Annotated in this window: 26 protein-coding genes; 19 read left to right on the top strand and 7 right to left on the bottom strand. The window is 75.1% G+C overall.

All coding sequences use genetic code 11. The features are described from left to right. Positions 1-287 precede the first annotated feature (287 nt). Together ACFC0B_RS13070 and ACFC0B_RS13065 are read right to left on the bottom strand one after the other, a co-directional pair. Positions 288-1,430: a polysaccharide deacetylase family protein gene (locus ACFC0B_RS13070; protein WP_376085521.1), complete on the bottom strand. Its 1,143-nt coding sequence runs from the start codon at positions 1,428-1,430 to the stop codon at positions 288-290. A 237-nt stretch (positions 1,431-1,667) separates the two neighbouring features. Continuing rightward, positions 1,668-3,554, bottom strand: coding sequence for an AMP-dependent synthetase/ligase (locus tag ACFC0B_RS13065; protein WP_376085519.1), 1,887 nt, complete (start codon positions 3,552-3,554; stop codon positions 1,668-1,670). Positions 3,555-4,030: 476 nt separating this feature from the next. Between ACFC0B_RS13065 and ACFC0B_RS13060 the strand changes: the two genes are divergently transcribed. From ACFC0B_RS13060 to ACFC0B_RS13030, 7 genes are all read left to right on the top strand, one after another. After that, positions 4,031-6,925, top strand: a complete 2,895-nt coding sequence (locus ACFC0B_RS13060; protein ID WP_376085516.1) for a nitrate- and nitrite sensing domain-containing protein — start codon at positions 4,031-4,033, stop codon at positions 6,923-6,925. Positions 6,926-7,011: 86 nt separating this feature from the next. After that, positions 7,012-7,431 carry a roadblock/LC7 domain-containing protein gene (locus ACFC0B_RS13055; protein WP_350542745.1) on the top strand — a complete coding sequence of 140 codons (420 nt, stop codon included), beginning with the start codon at positions 7,012-7,014 and terminating at the stop codon, positions 7,429-7,431. A 26-nt stretch (positions 7,432-7,457) separates the two neighbouring features. Further along, positions 7,458-7,973 carry a DUF742 domain-containing protein gene (locus tag ACFC0B_RS13050; RefSeq protein WP_376085977.1) on the top strand — a complete coding sequence of 172 codons (516 nt, stop codon included), beginning with the start codon at positions 7,458-7,460 and terminating at the stop codon, positions 7,971-7,973. Further along, positions 7,954-8,631 (top strand): ATP/GTP-binding protein, encoded by a 678-nt coding sequence (locus ACFC0B_RS13045; RefSeq protein ID WP_376085513.1) that lies wholly within the window; start codon positions 7,954-7,956, stop codon positions 8,629-8,631. The genes ACFC0B_RS13050 and ACFC0B_RS13045 overlap by 20 nt, the downstream gene beginning before the upstream one ends. 275 nt (positions 8,632-8,906) lie before the next feature. Continuing rightward, positions 8,907-9,035 (top strand): hypothetical protein, encoded by a 129-nt coding sequence (locus ACFC0B_RS13040; protein WP_376085511.1) that lies wholly within the window; start codon positions 8,907-8,909, stop codon positions 9,033-9,035. 209 nt (positions 9,036-9,244) lie between these two features. Then, positions 9,245-9,517, top strand: coding sequence for a hypothetical protein (locus ACFC0B_RS13035; protein WP_376085508.1), 273 nt, complete (start codon positions 9,245-9,247; stop codon positions 9,515-9,517). Positions 9,518-9,941: 424 nt separating this feature from the next. Beyond that, positions 9,942-10,472: a winged helix-turn-helix domain-containing protein gene (locus tag ACFC0B_RS13030; RefSeq protein ID WP_376085975.1), complete on the top strand. Its 531-nt coding sequence runs from the start codon at positions 9,942-9,944 to the stop codon at positions 10,470-10,472. 64 nt (positions 10,473-10,536) lie between these two features. Here ACFC0B_RS13030 and ACFC0B_RS13025 read toward each other — a convergent pair whose 3' ends face one another. Beyond that, a complete protein-coding gene (locus ACFC0B_RS13025) occupies positions 10,537-11,319 on the bottom strand; it encodes an IclR family transcriptional regulator (protein WP_376085506.1) in 783 nt (260 codons plus the stop codon). A gap of 493 nt (positions 11,320-11,812) precedes the next feature. Here ACFC0B_RS13025 and ACFC0B_RS13020 point away from each other — a divergent pair, with 493 nt between their 5' ends. The 6 genes from ACFC0B_RS13020 to ACFC0B_RS12995 all read left to right on the top strand — a co-directional run bounded on the left by ACFC0B_RS13020 (position 11,813) and on the right by ACFC0B_RS12995 (position 17,713). Next, on the top strand, positions 11,813-12,820 hold the full coding sequence (locus ACFC0B_RS13020) for an ABC transporter substrate-binding protein (protein ID WP_376085972.1): 1,008 nt from the start codon (positions 11,813-11,815) through the stop codon (positions 12,818-12,820). 135 nt (positions 12,821-12,955) lie between these two features. After that, positions 12,956-13,975, top strand: coding sequence for an NrtA/SsuA/CpmA family ABC transporter substrate-binding protein (locus ACFC0B_RS13015; RefSeq protein WP_376085503.1), 1,020 nt, complete (start codon positions 12,956-12,958; stop codon positions 13,973-13,975). A gap of 104 nt (positions 13,976-14,079) precedes the next feature. Further along, complete coding sequence (locus ACFC0B_RS13010; RefSeq protein WP_376085970.1) at positions 14,080-14,886, top strand: ABC transporter permease; 807 nt, start codon at positions 14,080-14,082, stop codon at positions 14,884-14,886. After that, positions 14,883-15,656, top strand: a complete 774-nt coding sequence (locus ACFC0B_RS13005; protein WP_376085501.1) for an ABC transporter ATP-binding protein — start codon at positions 14,883-14,885, stop codon at positions 15,654-15,656. The genes ACFC0B_RS13010 and ACFC0B_RS13005 overlap by 4 nt, the downstream gene beginning before the upstream one ends. 71 nt (positions 15,657-15,727) lie before the next feature. Then, positions 15,728-16,633 carry an ABC transporter substrate-binding protein gene (locus ACFC0B_RS13000; RefSeq protein WP_376085499.1) on the top strand — a complete coding sequence of 302 codons (906 nt, stop codon included), beginning with the start codon at positions 15,728-15,730 and terminating at the stop codon, positions 16,631-16,633. A 3-nt stretch (positions 16,634-16,636) separates the two neighbouring features. Then, positions 16,637-17,713, top strand: a complete 1,077-nt coding sequence (locus ACFC0B_RS12995) for an LLM class flavin-dependent oxidoreductase (RefSeq protein WP_376085496.1) — start codon at positions 16,637-16,639, stop codon at positions 17,711-17,713. Positions 17,714-17,970: 257 nt separating this feature from the next. Here ACFC0B_RS12995 and ACFC0B_RS12990 read toward each other — a convergent pair whose 3' ends face one another. After that, a complete protein-coding gene (locus ACFC0B_RS12990; protein ID WP_376085494.1) occupies positions 17,971-18,963 on the bottom strand; it encodes an aldo/keto reductase in 993 nt (330 codons plus the stop codon). 209 nt (positions 18,964-19,172) lie between these two features. Between ACFC0B_RS12990 and ACFC0B_RS12985 the strand changes: the two genes are divergently transcribed. From ACFC0B_RS12985 to ACFC0B_RS12970, 4 genes are all read left to right on the top strand, one after another. Next, positions 19,173-19,739, top strand: coding sequence for a TetR/AcrR family transcriptional regulator (locus tag ACFC0B_RS12985; protein WP_376085491.1), 567 nt, complete (start codon positions 19,173-19,175; stop codon positions 19,737-19,739). A gap of 78 nt (positions 19,740-19,817) precedes the next feature. Further along, complete coding sequence (locus ACFC0B_RS12980) at positions 19,818-20,396, top strand: DUF4865 family protein (RefSeq protein ID WP_376085489.1); 579 nt, start codon at positions 19,818-19,820, stop codon at positions 20,394-20,396. A 16-nt stretch (positions 20,397-20,412) separates the two neighbouring features. After that, entirely contained in the window at positions 20,413-20,859 is a 447-nt protein-coding gene (locus tag ACFC0B_RS12975) for a carboxymuconolactone decarboxylase family protein (RefSeq protein ID WP_376085486.1), read from the top strand. After that, positions 20,856-21,809: a phosphotriesterase gene (locus ACFC0B_RS12970; protein WP_376085484.1), complete on the top strand. Its 954-nt coding sequence runs from the start codon at positions 20,856-20,858 to the stop codon at positions 21,807-21,809. The genes ACFC0B_RS12975 and ACFC0B_RS12970 overlap by 4 nt, the downstream gene beginning before the upstream one ends. A 126-nt stretch (positions 21,810-21,935) precedes the next feature. On the opposite strand, the gene ACFC0B_RS12965 is transcribed toward ACFC0B_RS12970, so the two are convergent. Then, positions 21,936-22,700: an SDR family NAD(P)-dependent oxidoreductase gene (locus ACFC0B_RS12965; protein ID WP_376085481.1), complete on the bottom strand. Its 765-nt coding sequence runs from the start codon at positions 22,698-22,700 to the stop codon at positions 21,936-21,938. Positions 22,701-22,808: 108 nt separating this feature from the next. On the opposite strand from ACFC0B_RS12965, the gene ACFC0B_RS12960 reads away from it, so the two are divergent. Together ACFC0B_RS12960 and ACFC0B_RS12955 are read left to right on the top strand one after the other, a co-directional pair. Continuing rightward, positions 22,809-23,429 carry a TetR family transcriptional regulator gene (locus ACFC0B_RS12960; RefSeq protein WP_376085478.1) on the top strand — a complete coding sequence of 207 codons (621 nt, stop codon included), beginning with the start codon at positions 22,809-22,811 and terminating at the stop codon, positions 23,427-23,429. A gap of 236 nt (positions 23,430-23,665) precedes the next feature. Continuing rightward, positions 23,666-24,814, top strand: a complete 1,149-nt coding sequence (locus ACFC0B_RS12955; RefSeq protein WP_376085475.1) for an alpha/beta hydrolase — start codon at positions 23,666-23,668, stop codon at positions 24,812-24,814. A gap of 58 nt (positions 24,815-24,872) precedes the next feature. Here the strand turns inward: ACFC0B_RS12955 and ACFC0B_RS12950 are convergent, their stop codons facing one another. Both ACFC0B_RS12950 and ACFC0B_RS12945 read right to left on the bottom strand, forming a co-directional pair. Continuing rightward, positions 24,873-25,202, bottom strand: a complete 330-nt coding sequence (locus tag ACFC0B_RS12950; RefSeq protein WP_376085472.1) for a hypothetical protein — start codon at positions 25,200-25,202, stop codon at positions 24,873-24,875. A gap of 251 nt (positions 25,203-25,453) precedes the next feature. Continuing rightward, entirely contained in the window at positions 25,454-26,083 is a 630-nt protein-coding gene (locus tag ACFC0B_RS12945) for a hypothetical protein (RefSeq protein WP_376085470.1), read from the bottom strand. Positions 26,084-26,200 lie beyond the last annotated feature (117 nt).

The raw sequence follows: 26,200 nt of genomic DNA, 5'->3' as shown, positions 1-26,200 counted from the left end.
CAGAGCACCCCCTCCGGCCACTGTCAACGAGCGGACGGCCGGGGCGAGGGTCAGCCGCCCGCCGCACCCGGCCGGTGCGCGGTACCCGGTGGAAGGTCCGTACCCCCGGTCTCCCCGGGGCGGCGAGTCCGACGGCCGGGGGTCTCGTCCCGGCCACGGGCAGGGCGCGGAACGGGCGCACCGCCGGCCCCCCTGCGGGACCGGCGGTGCAGTGCAGTGCGGTGCGGTGCGGCGCGCGCGGTCGTGTGCGCTGCGAGGCGTGGGTCCGGGACCGGGCCGGGGCGGCGTCAGCGCAGGTAGGACACCAGGCCGGCGGGCTTGAGGCCGGCGGTCTCGGCGGCGGCCAGGGCGCGCTGGAGGTCACCGGCGAGGGTGTCGGTCCAGTGCATGAGGACGACGTCCCCCGGCGACAGGGTGCCCTCGTGCCAGATGTTGGAGGCGCCCCAGCTGAAGTCCGCGTCGGCGGTGAGCACGGTGCGCATGCCGCAGTTGGCGGCGGCCTGCAGGGTGTCGGCGTTCCAGGCGAAGTACGGCGGGCGGAACACGGTGGGCGCGGTGCCGAACTGGCGGGTCAGCGCGTCCCGGGCGTCGCAGATCTCCACCTGCTGCTCGGCGGGCGAGAGCTTGGTGAGGTCCGGGTGGGAGACGCTGTGGTTCTGGACGGAGGAGCCGGGCACGGCGGTGACCCGCTGGAAGTAGCCGGGGTTGGCGGCGGCGGCCATCGGCAGCGGGAAGGCGGTGATCGGCAGCTGGTGGTCGGTGATGAACTTCTCCGCCTCGGGGGTGGTCTGCCAGCCGTCGTCGACGGTGAAGAAGACCACCTTGTCGCTGGTCGGCACCGAGGCGGCGGCGGTCGCGGGGGCGGGCGCGGGACCGTCGACCCGGACGTCGTCGACCGCGAACGGGCCCTGCTGGTACCAGCCGTGGACGGTGAGCCGGACGGTGGTGGCGGTCGGGCCGCTGGTGAACCGGGTGGTCAGCTTCTGCCAGCCGCCGTTGGTGCTGTCGGTCCAGGCGGGGGGCGTCGGGCGGTCGGTGCCGTCGGCGGCGCCGAGGAAGACGAACTTCCCGCGGACCCAGGCGGAGGCGGTGTAGGTGGTGTTGGGCCGGACCGAGACGGTCTGCACGCAGGCGCCGGTGGACTCGTCGCCCACCGGGGTGACGGCCAGGGCGGAGCCGCCCGTGTGCGGGGCGGTGGTGGTGACGGAGGCCTCGGCGGGCCCGCCGGAGCAGCGCCAGCCGGGCACGCTGCCCCAGTCGGCGAGCGAGGAGGCGGGGATCTCGAACCCGGGGTTGGTGGCCAGGTTGACGGTGGGTGCGGCGGCGTCGGCCGCGGCGGCGGACCCGGGCGCGGCGGCCGCGGCGGGCCCGGCGAGGCCGGCCGCCAGCAGCGCGGCGCAGGCGCCCAGCGCCGACAGGCGTGCGGACATGCGTGAGCAGATGGACACGTGGGGACTCCCTGCGTGGGGGGCGCGCCCGGTGGGGCGGGCGCGCGGGCATGGGGATGGGGGAGGTGGGGATGGGGGGTGCTCCCGGAGGGGGCGGGAGCCGTCGGCGTGCCGCACTCTGACCGGAGCAAAACAATGGACTGGACCACTCCGATCGTCAAGGAGTGGCGGCCGGTCGTCGGCCCACCTGTCCTGCCGCAAAAGGGACAAGACGCACCGTCAGGGGGCGTACAGCTCCTCGATGTCCGCGGAGTAGTACGCGGTGGCCGCCGCCCGCCGCAGTTTCAGCGAGGGCGTCATCAGCCCCTGCTCCACGCCGAACTCCCGGGGCAGCAGCCGGAACGCCCGGATCGACTCGGCGCGCGAGACGGCGGTGTTGGCCGCCGCGACGGCGCGCTGGATCTCGGCGTGCAGCTCCTCGTCGGTGAGCACCGCCCACGGGTCCGCCTGCCCGCGACCGCGCCGCTTCAGCCAGTGCGCCAGCGCCGCCGGGTCGAGGGTGATCAGCGCGGCCACGTAGGGGCGGTCGTCGCCCACCACCAGGCACTGGGAGACCAGCGGGTGGGTCTCGACCCGGAGCTCCAGGGCGGCGGGGGCGAGGTTCTTGCCGCTGCTGGTGACGATGAGGTCCTTCTTGCGGCCGGTGATGGTGAGGTAGCCGTCCTCGTCCAGGCTGCCGAGGTCGCCGGTGCCGAACCAGCCGTCGATCAGCGACTCGGCGGTGCAGCCCGGGTGGTTGAGGTAGCCGCCGAAGACGCCGGGGCCGCGGACCCAGATCTCGCCGTCGTCGGCGATCGCCACGGTGGCGCCGGGCACCGGCCGTCCGACCGTGCCGATCTTCGAGCGCCCGGGCGGGTTGCCGGTGATCGCGGCGGAGGTCTCGGTGAGGCCGTAGCCCTCGTAGAGCTGGAAGCCGATCCCGGCGTAGAACAGGCCGAGTTCGCGCTCCAGTGTCGAGCCGCCGCACATCAGCGTCCGCAGCCGGCCGCCGAACACCGCGCGCAGCCGCTGGTGGACGGTCCGCTCGTAGGCCAGGTGGCGCAGCCGCAGCGCGGGGCCCGGACCGTGGCCGTGGCCGAAGGCGCGCTGCTCGCGGCAGGCGGCCCAGTCGACGGCCACCTGCCGGGCCTGTTCGAAGAGTTCGCCGCGCCCGGCCTCCTCGGCGGTGCGCCGGGCCTGCTGGAAGACCTTGTCGAGCACGTACGGGACGACGAGCAGGAAGGTCGGGCGCAGCGCGGCGAGCGCGGGCAGCAGCGCGGCGGTGGACAGCTCGGGGACGTGGCCGAGCCGGAAGCCCCCGCGGACCGCCGCGATCTGCACCATCCGCCCGTAGACGTGCGCCAGCGGCAGGAAGAGCACGGTGGAGGGCTGGTGGCCGCCGGTGTCGCGCAGCGCCTCGTCCCAGCAGGCGAGCAGCGCGTCGGCCGCGTCGGCCAGGGCGCCGTGGGTGATCAGGCAGCCCTTGGGGCGCCCGGTGGTGCCGGAGGTGTAGACGACGGTGGCGACGGTCCCGGCGCTGACGCCGAGCCGCTGGCGGTGGACCAGTGAGTCGGGGACCTCGCGCCCGTCCTCGACGATCGAGGCGACGCAGCCCCGGTCCAGCTGCCAGATGCCGGTCAGGTCGGGTAACGCGTCGCAGACCGCGCCGACGGTCATCGCGTGGTCCTCGTCCTCGACCAGGCAGGCCACCGCCTGGGTCTCGGCGAGGATCCAGCGGACCTGATCGGGGGCGGCGGTGGGGTAGACGGGGACGGGGATCGCGCCGATCGACCAGAGTGCGTAGTCGAACAGCGTCCACTCGTAGCGGGTGCGGGACATCAGCGCTACCCGGTCGCCGTAGCGCACGCCGCGGGTGAGCAGGCCCTTGGCGAGGGCGAGCACCTCGTCGCGGAAGCCGGCGGCGGTGACGTCCTGCCAGCCGCCCCCGCCGGTGTGCCGGGTACTCCCGTCGGCGGACCGGCTGTTCCCGTCGGCGGACCGGGTGCTCTCGACGCGGCGGGCCAACTGGGGCAGGCCGGGGGAGCGTTCGGCGGTGTCGTAGAGCGAGTCGGCCAGCCCGCCGGTGGCCGGCGGTCCGGCCGGGGCGGGGGTGGTGAACTCGCGCACGATCCCCCCGATCAGTCCTGCAGGTGGAGCGAAACTATCGGATAGCGTGCCGACTGCCCAGGGTTGTGACCGTGACGCGACGAGATCGGCACCGGGTCGTGCGGAAAGTGCCGCGGAACGGTCGTCCGCCGCCCTCGCGCCGCCGGTCAGCGGCGTGACGGCGGCGTGAGAGCCCTGCGGGGGAGGTGCGGCGGCGGTGCGAAACCGGTGATCTCGGTGCCGATCCGGACACGATCCGGCCCGGGGCGAAGAGAGGCCGGGTTCGACCCTCGAACGAGTGGTCAGGGCGTAGTAGAGTCTCGCAGACCTGCGGCCGGGGCTCCCGGCCTGTCCTGAAAACCACCCCCGGACCGGCCCTTGGTCCGTACCAACACCGCCGTCCGTCCGCGCCGATCCACGCCCCCGCCGATCCACGCCCCCGCCGACCCCGCCGCCCGCACCCCGTCCGCGCCTGGCACTTCCCGACCGAGGACTCCATGCGTCTGCGCAGCAGCTCGATCCGCGCGAAGATCATCGCGCTGCTCCTGGTGCCCATCGTCGCCCTCGCCGCCCTCTGGGCGTACGCGACGCTCACCACCGCCGGGGACGTCTGGAGCCGGCTGGACCTCAGCCGGACGTACGAGGAGTTCGGCACCCCGGTCGACCAGTACGCGCACGATCTGCAGAACGAGCGCAGGGCCGCCGTCAGCCGGCTGGCCGACCCGGCCTCGCGCGCCGCCCGGGACGCCCTCGAACAGGCCCAGGCCGTCACCGACCGGGACCTCGCCGTGCTGCGGCAGAAGAAGGACACCCGCAGCGGCCGGCTCGACGAGGCCCAGCGCGGCCGCCTGCTGCAGATCCTCGCCGCCGCCGACCAGCTCGCCCCGCTGCGCGCCCAGGTCGGCCGGGCCGCGCTCAACTGGGAGTTCGCGCTCGGTCAGTACAGCGACCTGGTCAAGCCCACCTTCGCCTTCCGGTCCGCCTTCGTCGCCCGCCAGAGCGGCCAGCTCCCGCGCCAGGGCACCATCCTGACCGAGCTGGTGCGCGCCCGCGAGTACCTCTCCCAGGAGGACGCGGCGATGGAGGGGCTGCGCACCGCGGTCGCCCGGCCGACGCCCGAGCAGTACCAGGTCGCGCTGGACGCCCTGCACAACCAGCAGGCCCTGTTCACCGTCTACATCGCCGAGCTCGACCCGGTCGACCAGGCCGACTACATCGCCCTGCGCGGCGGCGAGGCCTGGGCCGCGCTGGCCCGGGCCGAGGCGGACTTCGTCGGCGCGGGCGGCCCCGAGCGGGTGGTCCAGGCGATCAACGGCGGCAACTGGCGGCAGACCGCCGACCACGCGCTCGGGGACCTCGCCGCGATCAACTCCCGGCTGGCCGGCACCATCGACGACCGCGACCACTCGTACGCGATCGGACTGCTCTGGCGCGGCGGCATCGCCGGTGTGATCGGGCTGGTCGCCGTGGTGCTCTCGGTGCTTATCTCCTACCGGATCGGCCGCGGCCTGGTCCGCGAGCTGATCGGCCTGCGCAACGCCGCGAACGAGCTGGCCGGCACCCGGCTGCCCTCGGTGATGCTGCGGCTGCGCAAGGGCGAGGCGGTCGACGTCGCCGCCGAGGCCCCCGAGCTGGAGTTCGGCGCGGCCGAGATCGGCCAGGTCGGACAGGCGATCAACGCCGTGCAGCGGGCCGCCGTCGAGGCCGCCGTCGAACAGGCCGAACTGCGGCGCGGGGTCTCCGCGGTCTTCGTCAACCTGGCCCGGCGCAGCCAGGTGCTGCTGCACCGCCAGCTGACCCTGCTGGACACCATGGAGCGGCGCACCGAGGACCCGGCGGAGCTGGAGGACCTCTTCAAGGTCGACCACCTCACCACCCGGATGCGCCGGCACGCCGAGGGCCTGATCATCCTGGCCGGCGGCTCGCCGGGCCGGGCCTGGCGCAAGCCGGTGCGGATGGTGGACGTGGTCCGCGCGGCGGTCGGCGAGGTCGAGGACTACGCCCGGGTGACCGTCCGGCCGTTCCCCGGCACCGGGCTGCTCGGCAGCGCGGTCGCGGACGTCACCCACCTGGTCGCCGAGCTGGTCGAGAACGCGGCGGTCTACTCCCCGCCCGCCACCCAGGTCACCGTCCAGGGCGAGGTGGTCGCGCACGGCTTCGCGCTGGAGATCGACGACCGGGGGCTCGGGCTGAGCGAGCAGGCCCTCGCCGGGATCAACGAACGCCTCGCCGTGGAGCAGGAGTTCGACCTCGCGGACACCGACCGGCTGGGACTGTTCGTGGTCAGCCGGCTGGCCCGGCGGCACGGCATCCGGGTGCACCTGCGGCCCTCGCCGTACGGCGGGACCACGGCGGTGGTGCTGATACCCCGCGAGCTGCTGGCGGAGGCGCCGGACGGGCGGCCGGAGCCGCCCGCTGCGGGCGCGGGCGCGGGTGCTGGTGCCGGTGCGGCCGGGGGACGGCGGCCGGCCGGTCGGCGCGACCTCGTCGCGGTGCCGGCGCTCGGCGCGGACGAGGCGGCGGGCGCCGGCGGCCCGGGTGCCGTGAACGGCGCCGGCGGGTCCAACGGGGTCAACGGTTCGAACGGTTCCAACGGGTCGAACGGCGAGGGCGGGCGGCACCGGATCAGCGGGGGGCCGCGCCCCTCGGCTCCCGAACCCGCGCGCACGCCCGGCGGACTGCCGCGCCGGTCGCGGGGCAACGGCGGACCGGTGCTCGTCCCGGCGCCCGGCGGCGGGGCCGGCCCCGGCACCGGTCGGCACCGGCGCGCCGAGGCCCAAGGCGTGCCCGTGGCGGACACCGCGACGGACACGGCGGCGGACGCCGCGGCGACGGTCCCCGAGGACGCCGCCCCGTCCCGAAACGGCGCGCCGCGCGAGGGCGCCGCGCCGGGCGCCCTGCCGCGCCGCGTCCGGCAGGCGAGCCTCGCCCCGCAGTTGCGCGAGCGGGCGGCGGAGACCGCGGCCGCCCCTCCGGGCGGCGAGCGGCCGGACGGCGGAGCGGAGGCGGCGCGCGAGCGTTCGCCCGAGGAGGCCCGGGCCACCTTCGCCTCGTTCCAACGCGGCTTCACCCGGGGCCGGGGCGCCACCGGAGCCGCGCCCGATCCCCGGCCGGCACCGGCACCGGCACCGGCACCGGCACCGGCGCCGAGGCCCGTTCCCGGCTGGCAGCCGCCGGACCCGGGGCGTCGCGCGATCAGCCCGGCGCCCGCCCCGGCGGCGCTGCCCGGCCCCGCCGGGGGCGAGCCGGCGCCGCTGGCCCGCCGGGCCCCCGTCCCGCCGCCGGCCAGGTTCGCCCGGGCTCCGCGCGCCGCGGCGGAACCGGGCGCACCCGCCGGTCCGTTGTCCGACGGGCCGTCCGAGAGCACGGCACCACCCGCACCACCGGTATGACCCGTTCGACCCGTGAGGCCCGCACCACCGTGCCACCCGCATCACCGCATCACCGCACCACCCGCTCCAGCGGAAGGAACAGATTCATGACCACTTCGACGCAGTCGCCCGGAGACCTCAACTGGCTCCTGGACGACCTGGTGGGACGCGTCGCCGCGCTCCGACACGCGGTGATCCTCTCCAGCGACGGCCTGGCCACCGGCGCCTCCCGCGACCTCGACCGGGAGGACGCCGAGCACCTGGCCGCCGTCGCGGCCGGCTTCCACAGTCTGGCGAAGGGCGCCGGCGGGCACTTCAAGGTCGGCGGCGTGCGCCAGACCATGGTCGAGCTGGACGAGGCCTTCCTCTTCATCACCGCGGCCGGCGACGGCAGCTGCCTCGCGGTGCTGAGCGAGGCCGAGGCGGACATCGGCCAGATCGCCTACGAGATGGCCCTGCTGGTCAAGCGGGTCGGCGAGCACCTGGCCGCCGAACCGCGCGCCGACGTGGCCCCGCCCGGGAGATGAGCGGTCCGATGGCGGACGAGGAACCGATGCCGGTCCCCCCGGACCCGGACCCGGGGCCGGGCGACCGGGACCCGGCCCCGGACGCCCGGGGGCCGGGGGGCTCGGAGGGCCCGGACGGGGCCGAGCCCGGCGTCGACCTGTTCCGGGCGCGGACCCCGGTCGACGACCGCTGGTTCGACGACGACGCCGGACCGGTGGTGCGGCTGTACTCGATGACCCGCGGCCGGACCCGGCCGGTCGAGGACGGCCTGTTCGACCTGATCTCGCTGATCACCGCCAAGGACCCCGCGCCGGCCACGGGGTCCGTGCCCGCGCACGTGCTCGACCCGGAGCACCAGACCATCCTGGACTGGTGCCGCCGGGAGCCGATCTCCGTGGCCGAGCTCGGCTCCTACACCGACCTGCCGGTCAGCGTCGTGCGCGTCCTGCTCGGCGATCTCTACGACGCCGAGCTGATCAGCGTCACCCGACCCGTTCCGCTCGCCGAGCTGCCGGACGAGCGCCTGCTGCGAGACGTGATCAATGGACTCCGTGCGCTCTGACCTGCCCGCGACCGCCGCCGCCCAGCCGCCGCCCGCCCACCACCGGGCCGGCGGCACGGCCGGTGACCGGGCCAACGACCCGCGCTGGCGGGGCGGCCCGGCGGTCGCGGTGAAGATCCTGGTCGCCGGCGGCTTCGGCGCCGGCAAGACCACCCTGGTCGGCTCGGTCAGCGAGATCCGCCCGCTGCGCACCGAGGAGGAACTCAGCGAGCTGGGCCGCCCGGTGGACGACACCGCGGGCGTGGAGGCCAAGCGCACCACCACGGTGGCGATGGACTTCGGCCGGATCGACCTGCGGCCCGGGCTCGCCCTCTACCTGTTCGGCACACCCGGCCAGGACCGGTTCTGGTTCGTCTGGGACGAGCTGGCCCGGGGCGCGCTCGGCGCGGTGGTGCTGGCCGACACCCGGCGCCTGGCGGACTGCTTCCCCTCGGTGGACTTCTTCGAGCAGCGCGGCATCCCGTTCCTGGTGGCCGTGAACTGCTTCGAGGGCAGCGAGGTCTTCGCCCCCGAGGAGGTCCGGGACGCGCTCGACCTGGACCCGGGCATCCCCGTGGTGCTCTGCGACGCCCGCCTGCGCGAGGACGGCAAGGAACTGCTGGTGGCGCTGGTCGAGCACGCGGCCGCCCGCCGGCGGAACGCGCCGGCCGCGGTCTGAACCCGCGCCGGGCTCGCCGCGGGAACGGGTGCCCGTCCCCGCCACAGCGGGTGGCGCCGCGTCAGCGTCTCATTTCCCTGTTCACATGCCGGACGATCGGCGGCAGGCAGGTTGCCTTGACGGGCCGGGCGTGGAAGGCTCTGTGGACAGAGGTCGCCCGGCCGGTTGCCGGGGTGCCTCGAACGTGCCGCGCACCGAGTGCGTCCGGCACGCGCGCCGCAGCACGGCACAGGGACGTGCCGGCGCATCGAGACCAGAGGGGGGAGGGCCGCACCGTGAACGTCGAACAGCGACGTGCCGCGGCCGTGTTCGCCTCCCTGGTTCTCCCCGTCCCGGTCACCCCGGCGCTGACCGTCCGGCGGTACATCGACCACGCGCTCATCTGCAGCGCCTGCTGTCGCTGACGTCGCCACCCTTCGCCGTCCACGTCACCGTCGCCGTCGTCCGCCGCCCCGGGAGCCCTCCCGGTCGGCCCGGCCCGCCCCGGTCGCCCGATCCGGTCGACCGATCGGGTCCGATGGAAGCCGACGGCCCCTCGCACCGTCGACCCGGCAGCACCGGACAGCCGTCCGGTGGGCCGCCGTCGTCCCTGCCCGCTTCGCGGAGAGCACCAGTGAACCTCGCCAGCACCACCCTCCACCCGGCCGCCGCCACCACCGTCACCGTCCGCGCCGCCGCCCGCGTCGCCGTCGGGACGGCCGGGGCGGCCGGAGGGACGCGGCGCCGTGCGGGGGCCGCCCGGCCGGATGGGCGCGGGAAGCACGCCGAGGACGGAAGAAGGGGTCGGCACCTCGACCTCGAGCCGTTCTGGCCGTCCCGGCAGCCGCACCTGTTCGACCAGACGTGTCCGGGATCGCCCAGCGCGTCCCGGCACTCCCTCCGCTGACCTCGGGTCAGTCCTCGGCAGTACGCCCGGTCGACGCGCAGACGACTCCACCCCGTCCGTCACGCGCGAAATGAGCGGCATCATGTCCACCCCCTCCACCGCCACCCTCTCCGTTCCCTCCGCGACCCCGCACCTGCGCGCGGTCCGCTCCGTCACCTCGAACCCCGAACGCTGGCACGGCGGGAGCGTCCCGCAGCGCCCGGCGGTCGGCCAGCCCGGCTCCGTCCCGCCCGTCGGGGCGGTCCCCTCCGTCTCCCCGCTGTCGCCCGGCCAGGGCCCGGTCGTCCCGTCGCTCCCGCCGCAGGCGCTGCTCGCGGCGCTGCCGGAGGGCGCGGCCGTGGTCGCGGCGCTGCCCCAGGGCTCGCTGCCGCAGGCGCTGCTCGCCCAGTACGGGGCGCAGTTCGGCGCCTCGGCGGGGCAGCCGATGGTCGGCTACCTGGTGCTGGTCCCGGCCGAGGGCGGCGCCGCGCCGACCGGCTTCCCGGTCGCCTCGATCCCGGCCCCGGCGCAGGCTCCGGTTCCGGCGCCCGCCGCCGGCGGGCCGACCGGCCCGTCCTCCGCCGTGCCCTTCGGCTCCGGTCCGTCCGTCGTCGGCCAGCCCGTCGCCGGCGTGCCGGCCTCCGGCGGGTTCGCCGGCGGCGCGCCCGTCCGCCCGGTGCGGCCCGCCGGCCGCGGCATCACGGTCGACGTGGAGCGCCGCAACGCCTACGTGGACGGGCGGCTGCTCGACCTCACCTACCTGGAGTTCGAGCTGCTCGCCCACCTGACCGAGCACCCGCAGCGGGTGCACACCCGCGACCACCTGGTCTCCGCCGTCTGGGGCTACGGCCACGTCGGCGACGGCCGCACGGTGGACGTGCACGTGGCCCGGCTGCGCCGCAAGCTGGGCGTGGCCTACCGGGACAGCATCGTGACGGTCCGTCGGGTCGGCTACAAGTACACCCCGGTCGCCTGACGGCCGTTCACCGGGCCGGGCGTTCCGTTGAACGCCCGGCCCTCGGCATTGTGGTGACTGACCGTCATATGCGCTGGTCGGGCGGCAGCAGCAGAACGGCGAGCGCGCCGGCGCAGGACCGCGCGTGGCCGAGGAACCAGTCCAGCCGATCGTCGGTGAGGTGGGCGGGCGTCGAGCGGACGGCGAGCGCGAAGCGGGCCTGTCCGGCCCCGTCCAGCACCGGCACGGCCACCGTGCGCACGCCGGCCGCCGACTCGCCGTCGTTGAGCGCGTAGCCGACCGTCCGGACCGTCCCCAACTCCTCGTCCAGGCGCTCCGGTTCGGTGATGGTCCGGTCGGTGAACGGCGGTAGCGGGCCCAGCGTCGCGACCCCCGCGTCCCCCGGGCGCGGCCAGGCCAGCAGCACCTTGCCCAGCGCCGTGGAGTGCAGCGGGCGGCGCAGCCCCAGTCCGGTGTCCGGGCGGACGGAGGCGCCGACCAGGATCACCGCGTGCGGACCGCTGCGGATCGCCAGGTCGGCGGCGGCGCCGGTGCGGCGCGACAGCAGGTCGAGTTCGGGCGCGGCCAGGTGCAGTCCCCGCTGGTGGAAGGTGAGTTGGCCCAGCTCGGCGACGGCCGGGCCCAGCCGGTAGCGGGCCGTGTGCTCGTCCTGCTCCAGGAATCCGGCGCTGACCAGGGTGCGTGCCAGGCGGTGCGCGGTGGAGACCGACAGGCCCATCCGCCGGGCCAGGTCCGAGGCGCTCAGATCGGGGCCGTTGTCGTGGAAGCAGTGCAGCAACCCGAGGGCCCGCTGGACGGCCTGGGCGCCGGCCGGCGGGCTCTGGGCGGCGGTGGCGGCCTCGGCCATGGCACCTCTCGTTCCGTCCTCGGCTCCGGTCGGTTCACCGGAGTCGCTCCCAGACTATGGCAGCGTGTGCTGCGGGAATGTGTCAACGGCGTTGCAAAGGGATGCCGTTCATGAACAACCGATCCCATGATGTGGCAAACCCTTGTCCGGTGCCCGCAGGTCGTGGAACGCTCGGCACAGCGCACCGGACGAGCCCCGTCCACCGCGCAGCCGACCGCAGGAAGGAGCAGCGCCGTGACGAACCGCCGGTGCCCCGCCTCCTGCGCCTGTTGTCGCTGACGCGCCGCTTCCGTCCGCGCCGACCACCCTACGGACTCCCCGCCCCGTCACGCCTGGTGACCCGTGCCGCGCCGCGCCCCGCCGCGTCCGCGCGCACCCTTCCGCAGAGGACCAGCCCACCGTGCCCAGCCACGACAGCCCCGACAGCCCCACCGCTGCCGCCCCGATCGCCGCCGCTTCCACTGGCGCCGTCCCGGCGGCGTCCGCCCCCGAGGTGCCCGACACCCTCTGGTTCACCCGCTGCCCCGTCCCCACCGCGACCGGCATCGCGGCCGATCAGGGCTGGCTCGGCCGGGAGTTCGCCGCCGACGGCATCGCCGTCCGCTCGCTCCAGGACGTGCCGCCGGAGGTGGCCGCCGACCACCACTACACCCACGCCCTGACCGGGCTGTTCCGCGAGGGCGGCAACGTGCCGGCGCTCTGGGCCCGTTCGCGCGGCGAGCGGACCAGGCTGATCGGGCTCACCTGGATCGAGGAGCGCCAGGTCGTCCTGGTCCGGGCCGGCAGCGGCATCACCGGCGCCGGACAGCTGCGCGGCCGCCGGCTCGCCGTCCCACGACATGGGATCGCGATCGACTTCTGGCGGGCGATGGCCCTGGCCGGCCTGCACGGTGCGCTCTCGCTCGCCGGACTCACCCTGGACGACGCCGAACTGGTGGACGTGCCGGCCGCACCGGGCGGCGGGCAGTGGGCTGCGGAGCTGGCGGCGCTGCGTGACGGCGTCGTGGACGCGGTCTACGTCAAGGGCGCGCTCGCCGTCGAGGCGGCCCGCCGGATCGGCGCGGAGGTCGCCGTGGACCTGGACGCGGCGCCGGACCGGCGCGCCCGGGTGAACAACGGCACGCCCCGGCCGATCACCGTCCACCAGGAACTGCTGGACGACCACCCGGACCTGGTGGCCCGCTTCCTCGCCGTGCTGCTGGAGGCGGCCGACTGGGCCGCCGAGCGTCCGACGGAGGTCGCGCGCATCCTGAGCGCCGAGACCGGAGCGGGGGAGGAGGGCGTCTCCGGCGCGTACGCGCGGGGCGGCCACCGCACCCTGCACCTCGATCTGTCCGAGGAGCGCCTCGCCCTCCTGGAGCAGCAGAAACGTTTCCTTGAGCAGCACGGATTCCTGGCCGGCCCGGTCGACGTCCACGCCTGGACCGACCCCGAGCCGCTCCGCGCCGCCCGCGCCCTGCTCGCCGCCCGCCGCGCCGAAGGGCGGACGCACGGCGGCTGACAGCGATCGGATGACAGATTTCAAAATCTGTTATCGGTCATCTGAAATCTGTCAGTTGTCAGTTGTCAGCCACCGACCACCGGTCCCGTCCGCCCGCCCCGGCGCCCCCGCCACCCCTCCTCAGGAGTCGACCCCGTGAACCCCTCCCGCCTCGCCCTCGCCGCCACCGCACTGCTCGCCACCACCGCCCTGGCCGCCTGCGGCTCGTCCGCCGACGGGGCCAAGGCCTCCGCCGACGGCGGCAAGGCCGAGGTCGTGCTCCGGGTGCCCGACCCCGGCAACAACGGCTTCCTCGCCCTCGGCAAGAAGGACGGCTCGCTGGACCGGGCGCTGGCCGCCGTCCACGCCAAGGTCGCCTGGACCGGCAGCGCCGGCCCGTTCGCCCCCGCCGCGCAGGCGCTCTCCGCCGACCAGCTCGACGTCGCCCAGGGCTCGATCACCTCCGCCGTCGCCGCGCTCGCCCAGAAGCCCGGCTTCAAGCTGTTCGCCCAGACCGCCCCCGACGGCGTCGGCGAGGGCATCCTGGTGAAGAACGACTCGCCGATCAAGAGCGTGCAGGACCTCGTCGGCCGCAAGGTCGCCGTCAGCCAGGGCGGCACCAGCGAGTACCTGCTGCTCAAGGCGCTGGAGAAGAACGGCATCCCGGCCGACAAGGTCGAGCGGGTCTACCTGCGCGCCGACCAGACCTCGGGCGTCTTCAACTCCGGCCAGGTCGACGCCTGGGCCACCTGGAACACCTTCTCCACCCCGACGATCGCCAACTCCGGTGCCCACTTCCTGGTCAACGGCAAGGAAGTCGGCTCCGACAACTACGCCGTCTGGGCCGTCCGCAACGGATTCGCCGACAAGTACCCCGAGGTGGTCCGGGCCTTCTACGACTACCTGCGCGAGAACGGCCTCAAGGAGAAGGCCGACCCGGCCGCCTACCTCAACGTCTTCACCGACTCCGGGCCGACCGCCGTCACCCCCGCCGAGAAGGGCATCGCCATCGAGGTCGCCCGGCAGGGCTCCCCCGCCGGCGTCATCGGCGAGGCCGACGTCACCCGGTTCGGCACCGTCGCCGCGTTCTTCGCCGACCAGAAGGTCACCAAGCAGCTGGTCGACGTCAAGCCCTACCTGATCGACGCCGAAAAGCTCGGGACCGGTGCCAAGTGAGCGTCACCACCGACCCGTTGAGCAAGCCGGAAGCGGCGCCCCCGGCCGCGCCCGCGGCCGGGGAGGGCCCCGACCGCGGCACCGCCGCCGCCCGCGCGGCCGGCCTGGTCGAGCCCCGCACCCGCCTCCAGACCCCGCGCCCCCGGGCGCTCGCCTTCACCCTGCGCACCCTCGGCCCGCTCGCCCTGCTCGGCGGCTGGGCCCTCGCCTCCGCCACCGGCGCCCTCACCCAGGACGTCCTGGCCTCACCCGCCCAGGTCGCCGAGGCGGTCGGCGAGCTGTGGGGCAACGGCCAACTCGCCGACGCCCTCACCGTCTCGCTCACCCGGGCCGGCCTCGGCCTGCTGATCGGCGCCACCACCGGCCTGGTGCTCGGTGTCGTGACCGGCTTCTTCCGCCTCGGCGAGGAACTGCTGGACTCGGCCGTCCAGGTGCTGCGCACCGTCCCCTTCCTCGCCCTCGTCCCGCTGTTCATGGTCTGGTTCGGCATCACCGAGACCGCCAAGGTCGCACTGATCGGCGTCGCCACCACCTTCCCGATGTACGTGTCGACCTCCGGCGGTGTCCGGAACACCGACCGCAAGCTCATCGAGGCCATGCGCAGCTTCGGCCTCGGCCGCTGGGCGATCGTGCGCACCGTCGTCCTGCCCGGCGCCCTGCCGGCGCTGCTCTCCGGACTGCGGCTGTCCATGACGCTCAGCGTGATCGCCCTGATCGCCGCCGAGGAGATCAACTCCACCGAGGGCATCGGCTACTTGATGGCCCAGGCGCAGAACTACTCGCGTACCGACATCCTCGCCGTCTGCATCCTGATCTACGGACTGCTGGGACTCACCGCCGACGGCGTCGTCCGCCTCCTGGAGCGCGTCCTGATGCCCTGGCGCAAGGCCACCCCGGGAGCCACCCGATGAGCACCGCACCCGCCGCCACCGCACCCGACACCGTCACCGCACCCGACACCACCACCGACCCCGCCGCCGCCTCCACCGCCCCCGCCGTCCACCTGCGCGGCCTGCGCCGGGTGTTCGGCACCCGGGCCGTCCTCGATGGCGTCGACCTCTCCATCGACCGCGGCGAGTTCGTCGCCCTGCTCGGCGCCAGCGGCACCGGCAAGACCACCCTGCTGCGGATCCTCGGCGCCCTCGACCGGGCCGACGCCGGAACCGTCCTGGTGCCGCCGGTGCGCACGGTGGTCTTCCAGGAGCCCCGGCTGGTCCCCTCGAAGCGGGTGCTCGCCAACGTCACCGTCGGTCTGCCACGCGGCACGGCCACCCGGGAGACCGGCCTCAAGGCGCTCGCCGAGGTCGGCCTCGAACGGCACGCCGACGCCTGGCCCGCCACCCTCTCCGGCGGCGAGGCGCAGCGCGCCGCGCTCGCCCGGGCGCTCGTCCGCGAGCCCCAACTACTGCTGTTGGACGAGCCGTTCGCCGCACTGGACGCGCTCACCCGGCTGCGCATGCAGGACCTCGTGGGCGACCTCGTCCGCCGTCACCGCCCCGCCGTCCTGCTGGTCACCCACGACGTGGACGAGGCCGTGCGGCTCGCCGACCGGGTCGCCGTGCTGCGGGACGGCGGACTGGTCCGCGACGAGCGCGTCACCGTCGAGCGCCCGCGCGATCCGGCCGATCCGGCCTTCGCCGACCTGCGCCGCCGCCTGCTCGCCGACCTCGGCGTCCACTGAACCCCCGTACCGTCACCGCCTCCGCCGTTCGAACCCCCCGACCCCCGTCCGCACCACAGGAGTTGATCCCCATGGCCATCACCCTCGGCGTCCACGCCAGCAACCCGTCGCTCTACTACCTCTCCCGACTGGACTACCTGGACGAGGAGCTGGCCCCGCTCGGGGAGAGCGGCGCGTTCCACCACTACGGCGACGGCACCCGCACCGGCGAGCTGCTCGCCGACGGCACCATCGACTTCGGCGGCACCGGCTCCACCCCGCCGGTCACCGCCCAGGCCGCCGGCCACGACCTGGTCTACGCGGCGGTCTCCGCCCCCCGCCCCGACCACGGCGCGCTGCTGGTGCGCGCCGACGGCCCGGTGCGGACGGTCGCCGACCTCAAGGGGGGCACCGTCGTCCTCGCCATCGGCTCCTGGCAGACCCACCTGCTGGCCAAGGCCCTGCACGCCGAGGGGCTCTCCTACGCCGACGACATCACCGCCGTCCGCCCGGCCGCCGGCGAGGACCCGGCGCGGCGGCTGCGCGAGGGCGAGATCGCCGGCTGGATCGCCCAGGGCGCCGAGCTGGCCGCCGCCCGGCGCGGCGGCGGGTTCCGCGAGCTGATCCGCACCGGTGACGTGATCACCGACCGCTCGGTGTTCTTCACCCGACGCGGGTTCGCCGCCGACCGCCCCGAGGTGGTCGCTGCGATCGCCACCGCCCTGCGCCGCGCGGACGCCTGGGTGGCCGCGCACCTGCCGGAGGCCGCCGCGATCGCCGCCGAGGACCTCGGCGGCAGCGCCGACGACTGGCACACGGCGCTGGCCGGGCTGCCCTGGCGGCTGGAGCCGGCGACCGCCGCGTTCGTCGCGGAGCAGCAGGAGGCGGCCGACATCTTCCACCGGGTCGGCTTCATCGGCCGCGCGGTGACCGTCGCCGACGCCCACCTGTCCGCGCTGGAGGCCCCGGTGGCCGCCGCCGTCGCCGAGGCGGTCTGACCGATGGCCTCCGAAGTCCTCTGGTACATCATCCCGCGCGAGGGCCACTACCCCTGGGAGCCGGCCGGCCGCCGACCGGTCGACCTCCGCTACCTCCAGCAACTCGCGGGCAGCGTCGAGCGCCTGGGCTACACCGGCGCGCTGCTGGCGACCGACCTCTACGACGTGTGGGACCTCGGCAACGCCCTGGCCGCCGCCACCACCCCGGCGTTCAAGCCGCTGCTGGCCGTCCACCCCGGGCTGGTCTCGCCCACCCTGCTGGCGAAGATGGCGCTCAGCTTCGACCACCTGCACGGCGGACGGCTGCGGTTCAACGTGGTCAACGGTTCCACCGAGCAGCTGCGCGAGTACGGCCTGCACGTCGAGCACGACGACCGCTACCGGCTCAGCGCCGAGTACTGGTCGATCGTCAAGCGCCTCACCGCCGGTGAAGTCTTCGACCACAAGGGCGAGTTCTACGACCTGCGGAACGCCGGGGCGAGCCTGCGCGAACTCCCCCCGGTCCAGCCGGGCGGCATCCCGCTCTGGTTCGGCGGCAGTTCGCCGGCCGGCATCGAGATGGCCGCCGAGCACGTGGACGTCTACCTCACCTGGGGCGAGCCGCCGCGGCAGCTGAAGGAGAAGCTCGACCTGGTCCGCGAGCGGGCCGCCGCGCACGGCCGCAGCCTGCGGATCGGCCTGCGGCTGCACCTGATCGTCCGCGACACCGAGGACGAGGCCTGGGCCGCCGCCGACCGGCTGCTGGACGTCACCAGCGAGGCCACCTACGCCCGTCAGCTCGGCGGCGTACGCGGGGAGGACGGGGTCGGCTGGCAGCGGCAGTTCCGCCAGCACGGCGGCAAGGTTCCGGCGCGGGCGCGGGAGTTGGAGGTGCACCCCAACCTCTGGCCCGGGATGAGCCTGTTCCGCCCCGGCCCGGGCACCGCCGTGGTCGGCTCGACGGCCCAGGTGGTCGAGCGGCTCCAGGAGTTCGAGTCGCTCGGGGTGGACACCTTCATCCTCTCCGGCAACCCGCTGCTGGAGGAGGCGCACCGGGTCGCCGAGACGGTGCTACCGGCGCTGGGGATCCGCCGCCGGTAGGGCGCCGGGCAGGAGGGGGAACGGCAGCGGCGAGGTCAGCGCCAGCTGCCGGGCGAAGCGGGCGACGGCCCGGAGGAGGTACGTCCGCACGGCGGGCTCCCGAGGTCTCGAAGGACGCGTACGGACGGTCCCGTACGCGCGGTCCAACGAGCGCGGCGCCCGGTCGGTCACGCAGTACCGACCGGCCGGGCGCGCCGCACCTGCGGCACGTGCCGCACCGCGCCCGGCCGGTACGCCGCACCGCCCGGGGCCCGGCGTCAGCGGCTCAGCACGTCGATCTCGGCCAGCTCCTCGGCGGTCAGCGGAGCGCCCGCCAGCGCGTCGAGGTTCTGGTCCAGCTGCGCCACGCTGCTGGCCCCGATGATCACCGACACCACCCGCGGGTCCCGCAGCACCCAGCTCAGCGCCAGCTGCGCCAGGGTCTGCCCGCGCCGCTCCGCCACCTTGGCTAGCGCCCGCAGCTGCTCCAGCTTCGCCCCGGTGAGCGCCTCCTCGCGGAGGAACTTGCCGATCGACATTCGCGACCCGGCCGGCACCTCGCCGGACAGGTAGCGATCGGTCAACAGGCCCTGCGCCAGCGGCGAGTAGGCGATCAGGCTGGTCTGGGTGTCGGCGACCGCGTCCAGCACGCCCTCGTCCTCGACGTAGCGGTTGAGGACGGAGTACGCGCACTGGTTCATCAGGATCGGGGTGCCCAGCTCGCGCAGGATCGCCACCGCCTCGCGGTGCTGCTCCGCCGGGTAGTTGGAGATGCCCGCGTACAGCGCCTTGCCCGCCCGGACCGCCGAGTCCAGCGCGCCCATGGTCTCCTCGATCGGGGTGTCCGGGTCGTAGCGGTGCGAGTAGAAGACGTCCACGTAGTCGAGGCCCATCCGGCCCAGCGACTGGTCCAGACTGGCCAGCAGGTACTTGCGGCTGCCGCCCTCGCCGTAGGGGCCGGGCCACATGTCGTAGCCGGCCTTCGAGGCGATGAACAGCTCGTCCCGGTACGGGCGGAAGTCCTGCGCGAAGAGGTACCCGAAGTTGCGCTCCGCGCTGCCGTACGGCGGGCCGTAGTTGTTGGCCAGGTCGAAGTGGGTGACACCCCGGTCGAAGGCGCGGCGCAGCACCGCCCGCTGGACGTCGAGCGGCTGGGCGTCACCGAAGTTGTGCCACAGGCCCAGCGAGACGGCGGGGAGCAGCACGCCACTGCGGCCGGCCCGGCGGTAGGTCATCGAGGCGTAGCGGTCATCCGCGGCGAGGTAGGTCATGCCGGACATCCTGCCAGGCCGCGGCCGTGCGAGGTGATCTGCGCCACCGTCCGTCGAGGAATGCCGGGCGGGGCGGGCGGGGACGACGATCACACAGGGCCGTGGACCGCCGGGGGGCGGCCCACGGCCTTCCGGCTCTCCGGGCCCGCCGGGTGCTCTGTACCTACTGGTATGTACAGGGCTCTGTACCTGTAGGTACAGTGGCCGGCATGGCAACCCAGGACCGCCTCATCGAGAGCACCCAGGAACTCCTCTGGGAGCGCGGCTACGTCGGCACCAGCCCCAAGGCCATCCAGCAGCGCGCCGGCGTCGGCCAGGGCAGCATGTACCACCACTTCGACGGGAAGCCGGACCTCGCGGCCGCCGCCCTGCGCCGCAGCGCCGAGCAGATGCGCGCCGTCGCGGAGGCCGATCTCGCCGGCCCCGGCACCGCCCACGACCGGGTCGCCGCCTATCTGCGGCGCGAGCGCGACGTGCTGCGCGGCTGCCGGATCGGGCGGATGGCCCAGGACCCGGAGGTGGTCGCCGACCCCCGGCTGCGCGCGCCCGTCGAGGAGACCTTCGACTGGCTGCGCGGCCGGATCGCCGAGGTGATCGCCGAGGGCCAGGCGGGCGGCGACCTGCGGCCGGGCGCCGATCCCGCCGACCTCGCCGCCGCCGTGGTCGCCGTCGTGCAGGGCGGCTACGTGCTGGCCCGCGCCGCCGACAGCGCCGAACCGTTCGAGCGGGCCGTCCGCGGCGCCCTGGCCCTGCTCGCCGCCCACCGCGCCGACTGAACCGCCGCCCCGGTCGAGCTGCGCACCTGCGGCCACCGGCCCGACCGCCACCGGCCCGACCCCCTTACGGAGCCCGCCGTGCACGCCATGCAGTACGAGATCACCCTCCCCGCCGACTACGACATGGGGATCGTCCGCCGGCGGATCGCCACCCGGGGCCACCTGCTCGACGACCACCCCGGCCTCGGCCTCAAGGCCTACCTGGTGCGCGAACGCGGCCTCGACGGCTCGCCCGTCAACCAGTACGCGCCGTTCTACCTCTGGCGCACCGCCGAGGGCATGAACAGCTTCCTCTGGGGCCCCGGATTCCGCGGTCTCGCCGCCGACTTCGGCCGCCCCGCCGTACGGCACTGGCACGGCGCGGGACTGCGCCGCGGCCCGGCTGCCGAGAGCGGCCCCGCCACCGCCACCCGGCACGCCGAGCGGCTCCCCGAGGGCGCCGACCCCGCCGAGGCCGTCGAACGCGCCGTCGCCGAACTGCCCGACCACCCCGACCTGCACACCGCCGCCGTCGCCGTCGACCCGGACCGCTGGGAACTGCTGCGCTTCGCCCTCTGGCACGCCGCCGCCCCGGACGGCGTGCCCGGCACCCGGTACCGCGTGCACCATCTCTCCAGCCCGGAACTCGACCGGCTGCCCGTCGGCCGGCACTGGTGAAAGGAACCCCCGCCCGATGAACGAGGCAGCAACCCCCGGAGCCGGCGAACGCGTCGAGAAGGGCCTCGGCGCCGCCGACCTTGTCCCCGCTCCGTTCGACCGGGCCGCCGGCTACGCCCTGCTGGCCGAACTCGCCGGCCCCGGGACCCGGGCCGGCACCCTGGGGCCGCTCGACGATCTCGCCCCCGGCTTCGCCGACTGGATCGTCACCGCGCTCTTCGGCGGCACCTACCAGCGGCCCGGACTCGCCCTGCGCGACCGCCAGGTGGCCAACCTCGCCGCGCTCACCGCACTCGGCGGCGTGGAGCCGCAGCTCGCCGACCACGTCCGCAACAGCCTGCGGATCGGGCTGACCAGGGAGGAGATCACCGAGGTCCTGGTCCACCTCGCGCCCTACGTCGGCGTTCCCAAGGCGCTCGCCGGACTGCGGGTCGCCGCCGCGACCTTCGCGGAGGCGACATGAGCGCCCGCGCCACCACGAGCGCCGTCCGGACCGTCCTCGGCGACCTCGACCCCGCCGACCTCGGCGTCTGCGACGCCCATGACCACCTCTTCCTGCGCAGCCCCCGGCTGCCCGGCGAGGAGCTGGACGACCCGGCCGCGGCCGCGGAGGTGCTGCGCGCCTTCGCGGCGGCCGGCGGCCGGGCGTTCGTCCAGTGGACGCCCGCCGGAATGGGGCGGCGCGCCGACCTGCTGCCGGAACTCTCCCGCACGACCGGCGTCCACCTGGTCGCGGCCACCGGGCTCCACCAGGCCGTCCACTACGACCCGGCGGACCTCGAACGGCGCTACGCCGGACTTGCCGGGTTCTTCGTCGCGGAGCTCACCACCGGGCTGCACGGCGCGCCCGAGGGCGCTCGCGCCGGGCTGATCAAGGTGGCCGGGGACTTCCACGGCCTGGACGCCCACACCCGGCGGGTGATGGCGGCCGCCGCCGAGGCGCACCATGCCACCGGTGCGCCGATCGCCGTGCACCACGAACTCGGCACCGCCGCGCCGGACGTCCTCGACCTGCTCTGCGAGCGTCATGGCGTCCCGCCCGGCCGGGTGATCCTCGGCCACCTCAACCGGCACCCGGATCTGCGCCTGCAGCGCGAACTCGCGCCCTCCGGAGCGTTCCTGGCCCTGGACGGCCCCTCCCGCGCGCACCATGCGACGGACCACCACCTGTTCGACACGGTGGCCGCCCTCGTCGAGGCCGGCCGCGCCGACCAACTGCTCCTCGGCGGCGACACCACGACCCGCGCCGCCCGCCATGCCCCCGGCCCGACCCACCTGCTCACCGGCCTCGGCCCCCGACTGACCCGCGCGTTCGGCCCCGACCTCCCGCACCGTCTCCTCACGGCCAACCCCGCCAGGGCTTTCGCGGCCGAGTGGCGGGCGGCGCCCGACGAGGGGGCGGCTGACAGCTGACAGAATCTGATATCTGTTATCCGTCATCTGTTATCTGATAGCTGTCAGTTGTCAGTTGTCAGCGCGCCGTCCCCGTCCGCCCGCGCCGCCGCCCCGCCGCGCCCCGGGTCCGCCGTCGCGCGGGCCTCACATGTGGGTGCCGCCGTCGATCCGCAGCTCCGTGCCCGTGACGAACGCGCCGTCGTCCGAGGCGAGCATGGCGATCACCCCGGCCACGGTCTCCGGCCCGGCGAAGCCCTGCCCGATCGCGGGGGAGAGCTTGGCGAGCAGGCTGAAGTCGGCGTCCGCCGGCAGGCCCGGGTCGTGGGTCATGCCGCTGTCGATGCTGCCGGGCGCGACGCAGACCGCACGCAGACCCTGCTTGGCGTACTCGGCGGCGATCGCGTGGGTGAAGGACTGGATGCCGCCCTTGGTCGCCGCGTACGCGGCCATGTAGGGGTGGGCGAAGGTCGCGGAGGTGGAGCTGAAGTTCACCACCACGCCCTTGCCGCCCGCGAGCAGCGCCGGCAGCGCCTCGCGGGTCATCAGGAACGTGCCGGTCAGGTTGACCGCGATCACCTTGTTCCAGAACTCCAGGCTGGTCGCGTGGGTGTGCGCGGAGCGCAGGATGCCGGCCGCGTTGACCAGTGCGTCCAGGCCGCCGAGCAGGGCCACGGCCTCGGCGACGCCGGCCCGGACGGCGGCCTCGTCCGACACGTCCAGCACCGTCGTGGTGAGGCGGTCGGCGGTGCCCTCGGCGGTGGCGCGGTCCAGGGTGGCCTTCAGGCCGTCCTCGTTGACGTCGACGGCGACGACCCGCCCGCCCTCGGCGAGGATCCGGTGCACGGTGGCCTGGCCGATGCCCGAGCCGCCGCCGGTGATCAGGACGTTCCGTCCGGTGAAGCGCTCCATGGTGGTACTCCGTTCGGTTCGTGGTCTCGCGACCCTACTGGCACGGTACGCCTACATGGCACGTTGTGCCAAAAAGTCTCGACGTGCCGACTCGCGTACGCTGAGCCCGTGACCGGACGCCCCACCCTGACCCAGCGCCGCCGTGAGAGCACCCGGCTGGAGATCGCCCGGGCCGCGGCCGAACTGTTCGCCGCGCGCGGGGCCGAGGCCGTCACCGCCGAGGAGATCGCCCAGGCCTCGGGCATCTCGCTGCGCACCTTCTACCGCTACTTCTCGGAGAAGGAGGACGCCGTCGCCCCGCTGCTCGCGGCCGGCGGCGAGCGCTGGGTGCGGCTGTTCGCCGAGAGCGCGACCGACCTGCCGGTCCGCGAGGCGCTGGAGCGGTCGGCGGCCGAGTCGCTGAGCCCGGCCGACGCCGAGGCCGCCGAGGCCATGCGCTGGACCCGCGAGCTGCTGCGCGACCCCCGCCTCGCCTCGGTCTGGCAGCGGGTGCACGCCGACTCCGAGGAGCGGCTGCGGTCCGCGATCGCCGACCGCTGCCCGCCCGGGACCGACGCCCTGGAGATCCGGCTCGCCGCTGCCGCCGCCACCGCCGCGATCCGGGTCGCCCTGGAGCAGTGGGCGCTCTCCGGCGCCCCGGCCGTCGGCCCCGGCTCGCCCCGCGAACTCGGCACCCGCTGCGTGCGCGAACTCACCGGAGGCCTCGGCCTCTGGAGCCGCGTCGACTGACCGCGCCCGTGTCGCTCCCGCGGGGGACCGCCCGCGACACGGCGGTCCCGGCCGCGCCTCCTCCTCCGGACCGAGGGCGTCACCGCTGGTCGGCGGGGACGGAGCGGTTCGCGCGGACGCTAGGCTGAGGGGTCGCGCCCGGGCGACGAACTCGCTGCGGTCGGGGGAACCGGGGCGGCCCTCCCGGGTGTCCTTCCCCGGGGCGGGGGAGTACGAGGCGTGGGAGCAAACACGACATGGGTCTGACGAGCCACAAGGTGCTGGCGTTGACCGTGCTGGTCGCCGTCGCGGCGATGGCCGGAACGGTCTGGCTGTGGCCGAGACTGTCCAAGCGGAGCTGGCAGGCCGTCCTCGGCCGGATCGGCGCCCTGCTCGCCACCCAGCTGGCCGTGCTCGCCGCGCTCGGCCTGGTGGCGAACAACTACTTCGCGTTCTACAGCAGTTGGGACGACCTGCTGGGCACCGGCGACAACGGCCCGGTGGTCATCCAGAACAAGGTGGACGCCTCCGGCCGGCTGCGCGTCGAGACCATCGGCCACGCCGAGGTGCAGGGCGGCGGCGCGCTCGGCCGCGACCCGGGGAAGTCCGGCGAGATCCGCGAGGTCCGCATCGACGGCGCCACCACCCGCCTCTCCACCGAGGGGTACGTGTACCTGCCGCCGCAGTACTTCCAGCCGGAGTACGCGCAGAAGCAGTTCCCGGTCCTGATCGTCAGCACCGGCTTCCCGGGGATCGCCAAGAACCTCGTCACCCGGCTCAACTACCCGGGCGCGGCGCTCAAGCTGCTCCAGGAGGGCCGCATGCAGCCGACCGTCATGGTGCTGGTGCGCCCCTCGCCGGCGCTGCCGCAGGACACCGAGTGCGAGGACGTCCCGGGCGGCGCGCAGTCCGAGAGCTACTTCACCAAGGACGTGCCCTCGGCGATCCAGGCGAGCTACCGGGTCTCCGCCGACCCGCAGGCCTGGGCGTTCATGGGCAACTCGACCGGCGGCTACTGCGCCCTCAAGCTGGCGATGCGCCACCCGGAGGTCTTCCCGACCGCCGTCTCGCTCTCCGGCTACTACCAGGCCGCCGAGGACCCGAGCACCGGCGACCTCTTCAAGGGCAGCGACCAGCGGCGCAAGGAGGCCGACCTGATGTGGCGGCTCAAGAACCTGCCGCAGCCCAAGGTCGCGGTGCTGCTGGCCGGCACCCGGCAGGGGGACGGCGACTACCGGCGCGACACCGAGGCGTTCGTGGCCGCCGTGCACGCCCCGATGAAGGTCTCCTACAGCATGATGGAGACCGGCGGACACAACTTCGAGACCTGGAGCCGGCTGCTCCCGTCCTCGCTGGAGTGGGTCTCCCAGCACCTGACGGTCCCGGCCGCCGGCCAGTCGGTCTGACCGGACCCGGCGCGGGCCGCCGCCCCGGTGGCGGGCCGCACCGGCCCGGGGCCGGGGATCAGCCCACCTGCTCCAGCGTGCCGGTGTGCAGCTCGCCGACCCGGCCGCCCTCGCCCTCGTACGTCCAGAACGCGCGGACCGTCATCCGGGCCAGGTCCATGACGTGGCTGACGGTGATGCCGCTCACCTCGGTCCAGCTCACGAAGTACAGCTGCGGGCCGACCTCGGCGACGTGCAGGGCGACGTCCTCCCACTGCCCCGCCGACTCGCCGAGGCCCTCCCAGCGCAGCCGCTTGCCGTCGGCCGAGTAGGCGTTGCGGAAGGCCGCGCCGTTGTCGACCCGGAACAGGTAGGTACGGCCGGCGAAGGCGGGCAGGGGCGCGGTCATGGTGGGACGGGTCTCCTTGTCGGGCGGCGCGGACGGCGCGGACGGAGCTCCAACTTATCCGACCGCTCCGCCTCCGCGGCGCACTTTCCCCGCCGGACCCGCCGCACCGGCCCGCACCCGCTCCCCGGCCTCTCCCCGGGCGCGGGGCGGCACCGCTCCGCGCCCGGGGCCCCCGTGCCGATCGCCGCACGGCGCGGACCGCCGTCGCGGACCGCCTCCGCGCCTCCTCCCGACCGGCTCCTCCCGACCGGCTACTCGCGGCCGGCCGTCTCGACGACCGCGATCTCGAACGGCTGCCGGTTGTTCTCCTCGTTGCAGTCGTCGTCGCTGCGCACCGCCACCCAGCCCCCGGTCAGCGTGCCGGGCGCCGGGACGGTGGTCGCCAGCCGGACCGGGACAAGCGCCGTCGCGCTGGCGAACCGCGGCAGGCCGGCCGGGAAGGTGCAGCGCACCCGGTGGCCCTCCTGGAAGGCGTAGCAGTTGTCCGGGAAGTAGGGGCCCTCGGCGGTGACGCCCTCGGGGAGGGTGACCACGACGGTGAACGGCGAGGCCGTGGTGTCCGGGCCGAGGTTGCCGATGAAGGCGTGCACCGTGGTGGTGCCGCCGGGCGGGGCGGCGTCCGGGTCCATCCGGACCACGTAGAGGTCGGAGTCGGACGTCCGGGCCGCCGACGCCGGGTCGGCGGCCGCACCCGAGGACACGGCGGCCGAGCCTGCCGTGCCCGGGTTCGCCGCCTCCGGGCTCGCCGCGCCCGAGTCCGCGCCCGAGTCGGCGCCCGTACCGGCCGCCGGCTCCGCGGCCGGGGCGCTCGCCCCCGGCGCGAGCGCCTGGTCGTCCGGCGTGCACACATCCGCCCACGCCTGCCCGGCCGCCAGTGCCACCACCGTGCACCCCACTGCCAAGGACCTGCCGAGGAGACCTCGAACGGATCCGCTGCGGGTCATCCCGCTCACCCTGCCCTCCGTGTCCGGCGCCCCGCGCCGTCGCGGGCCGCGTCC

This window comes from Kitasatospora sp. NPDC056184, from assembly GCF_042268405.1.
Lineage (GTDB): Bacteria > Actinomycetota > Actinomycetes > Streptomycetales > Streptomycetaceae > Kitasatospora.
Note: the sequence above shows the minus strand (reverse complement) of the source record. Positions and strands in the feature narration are given on the sequence as shown.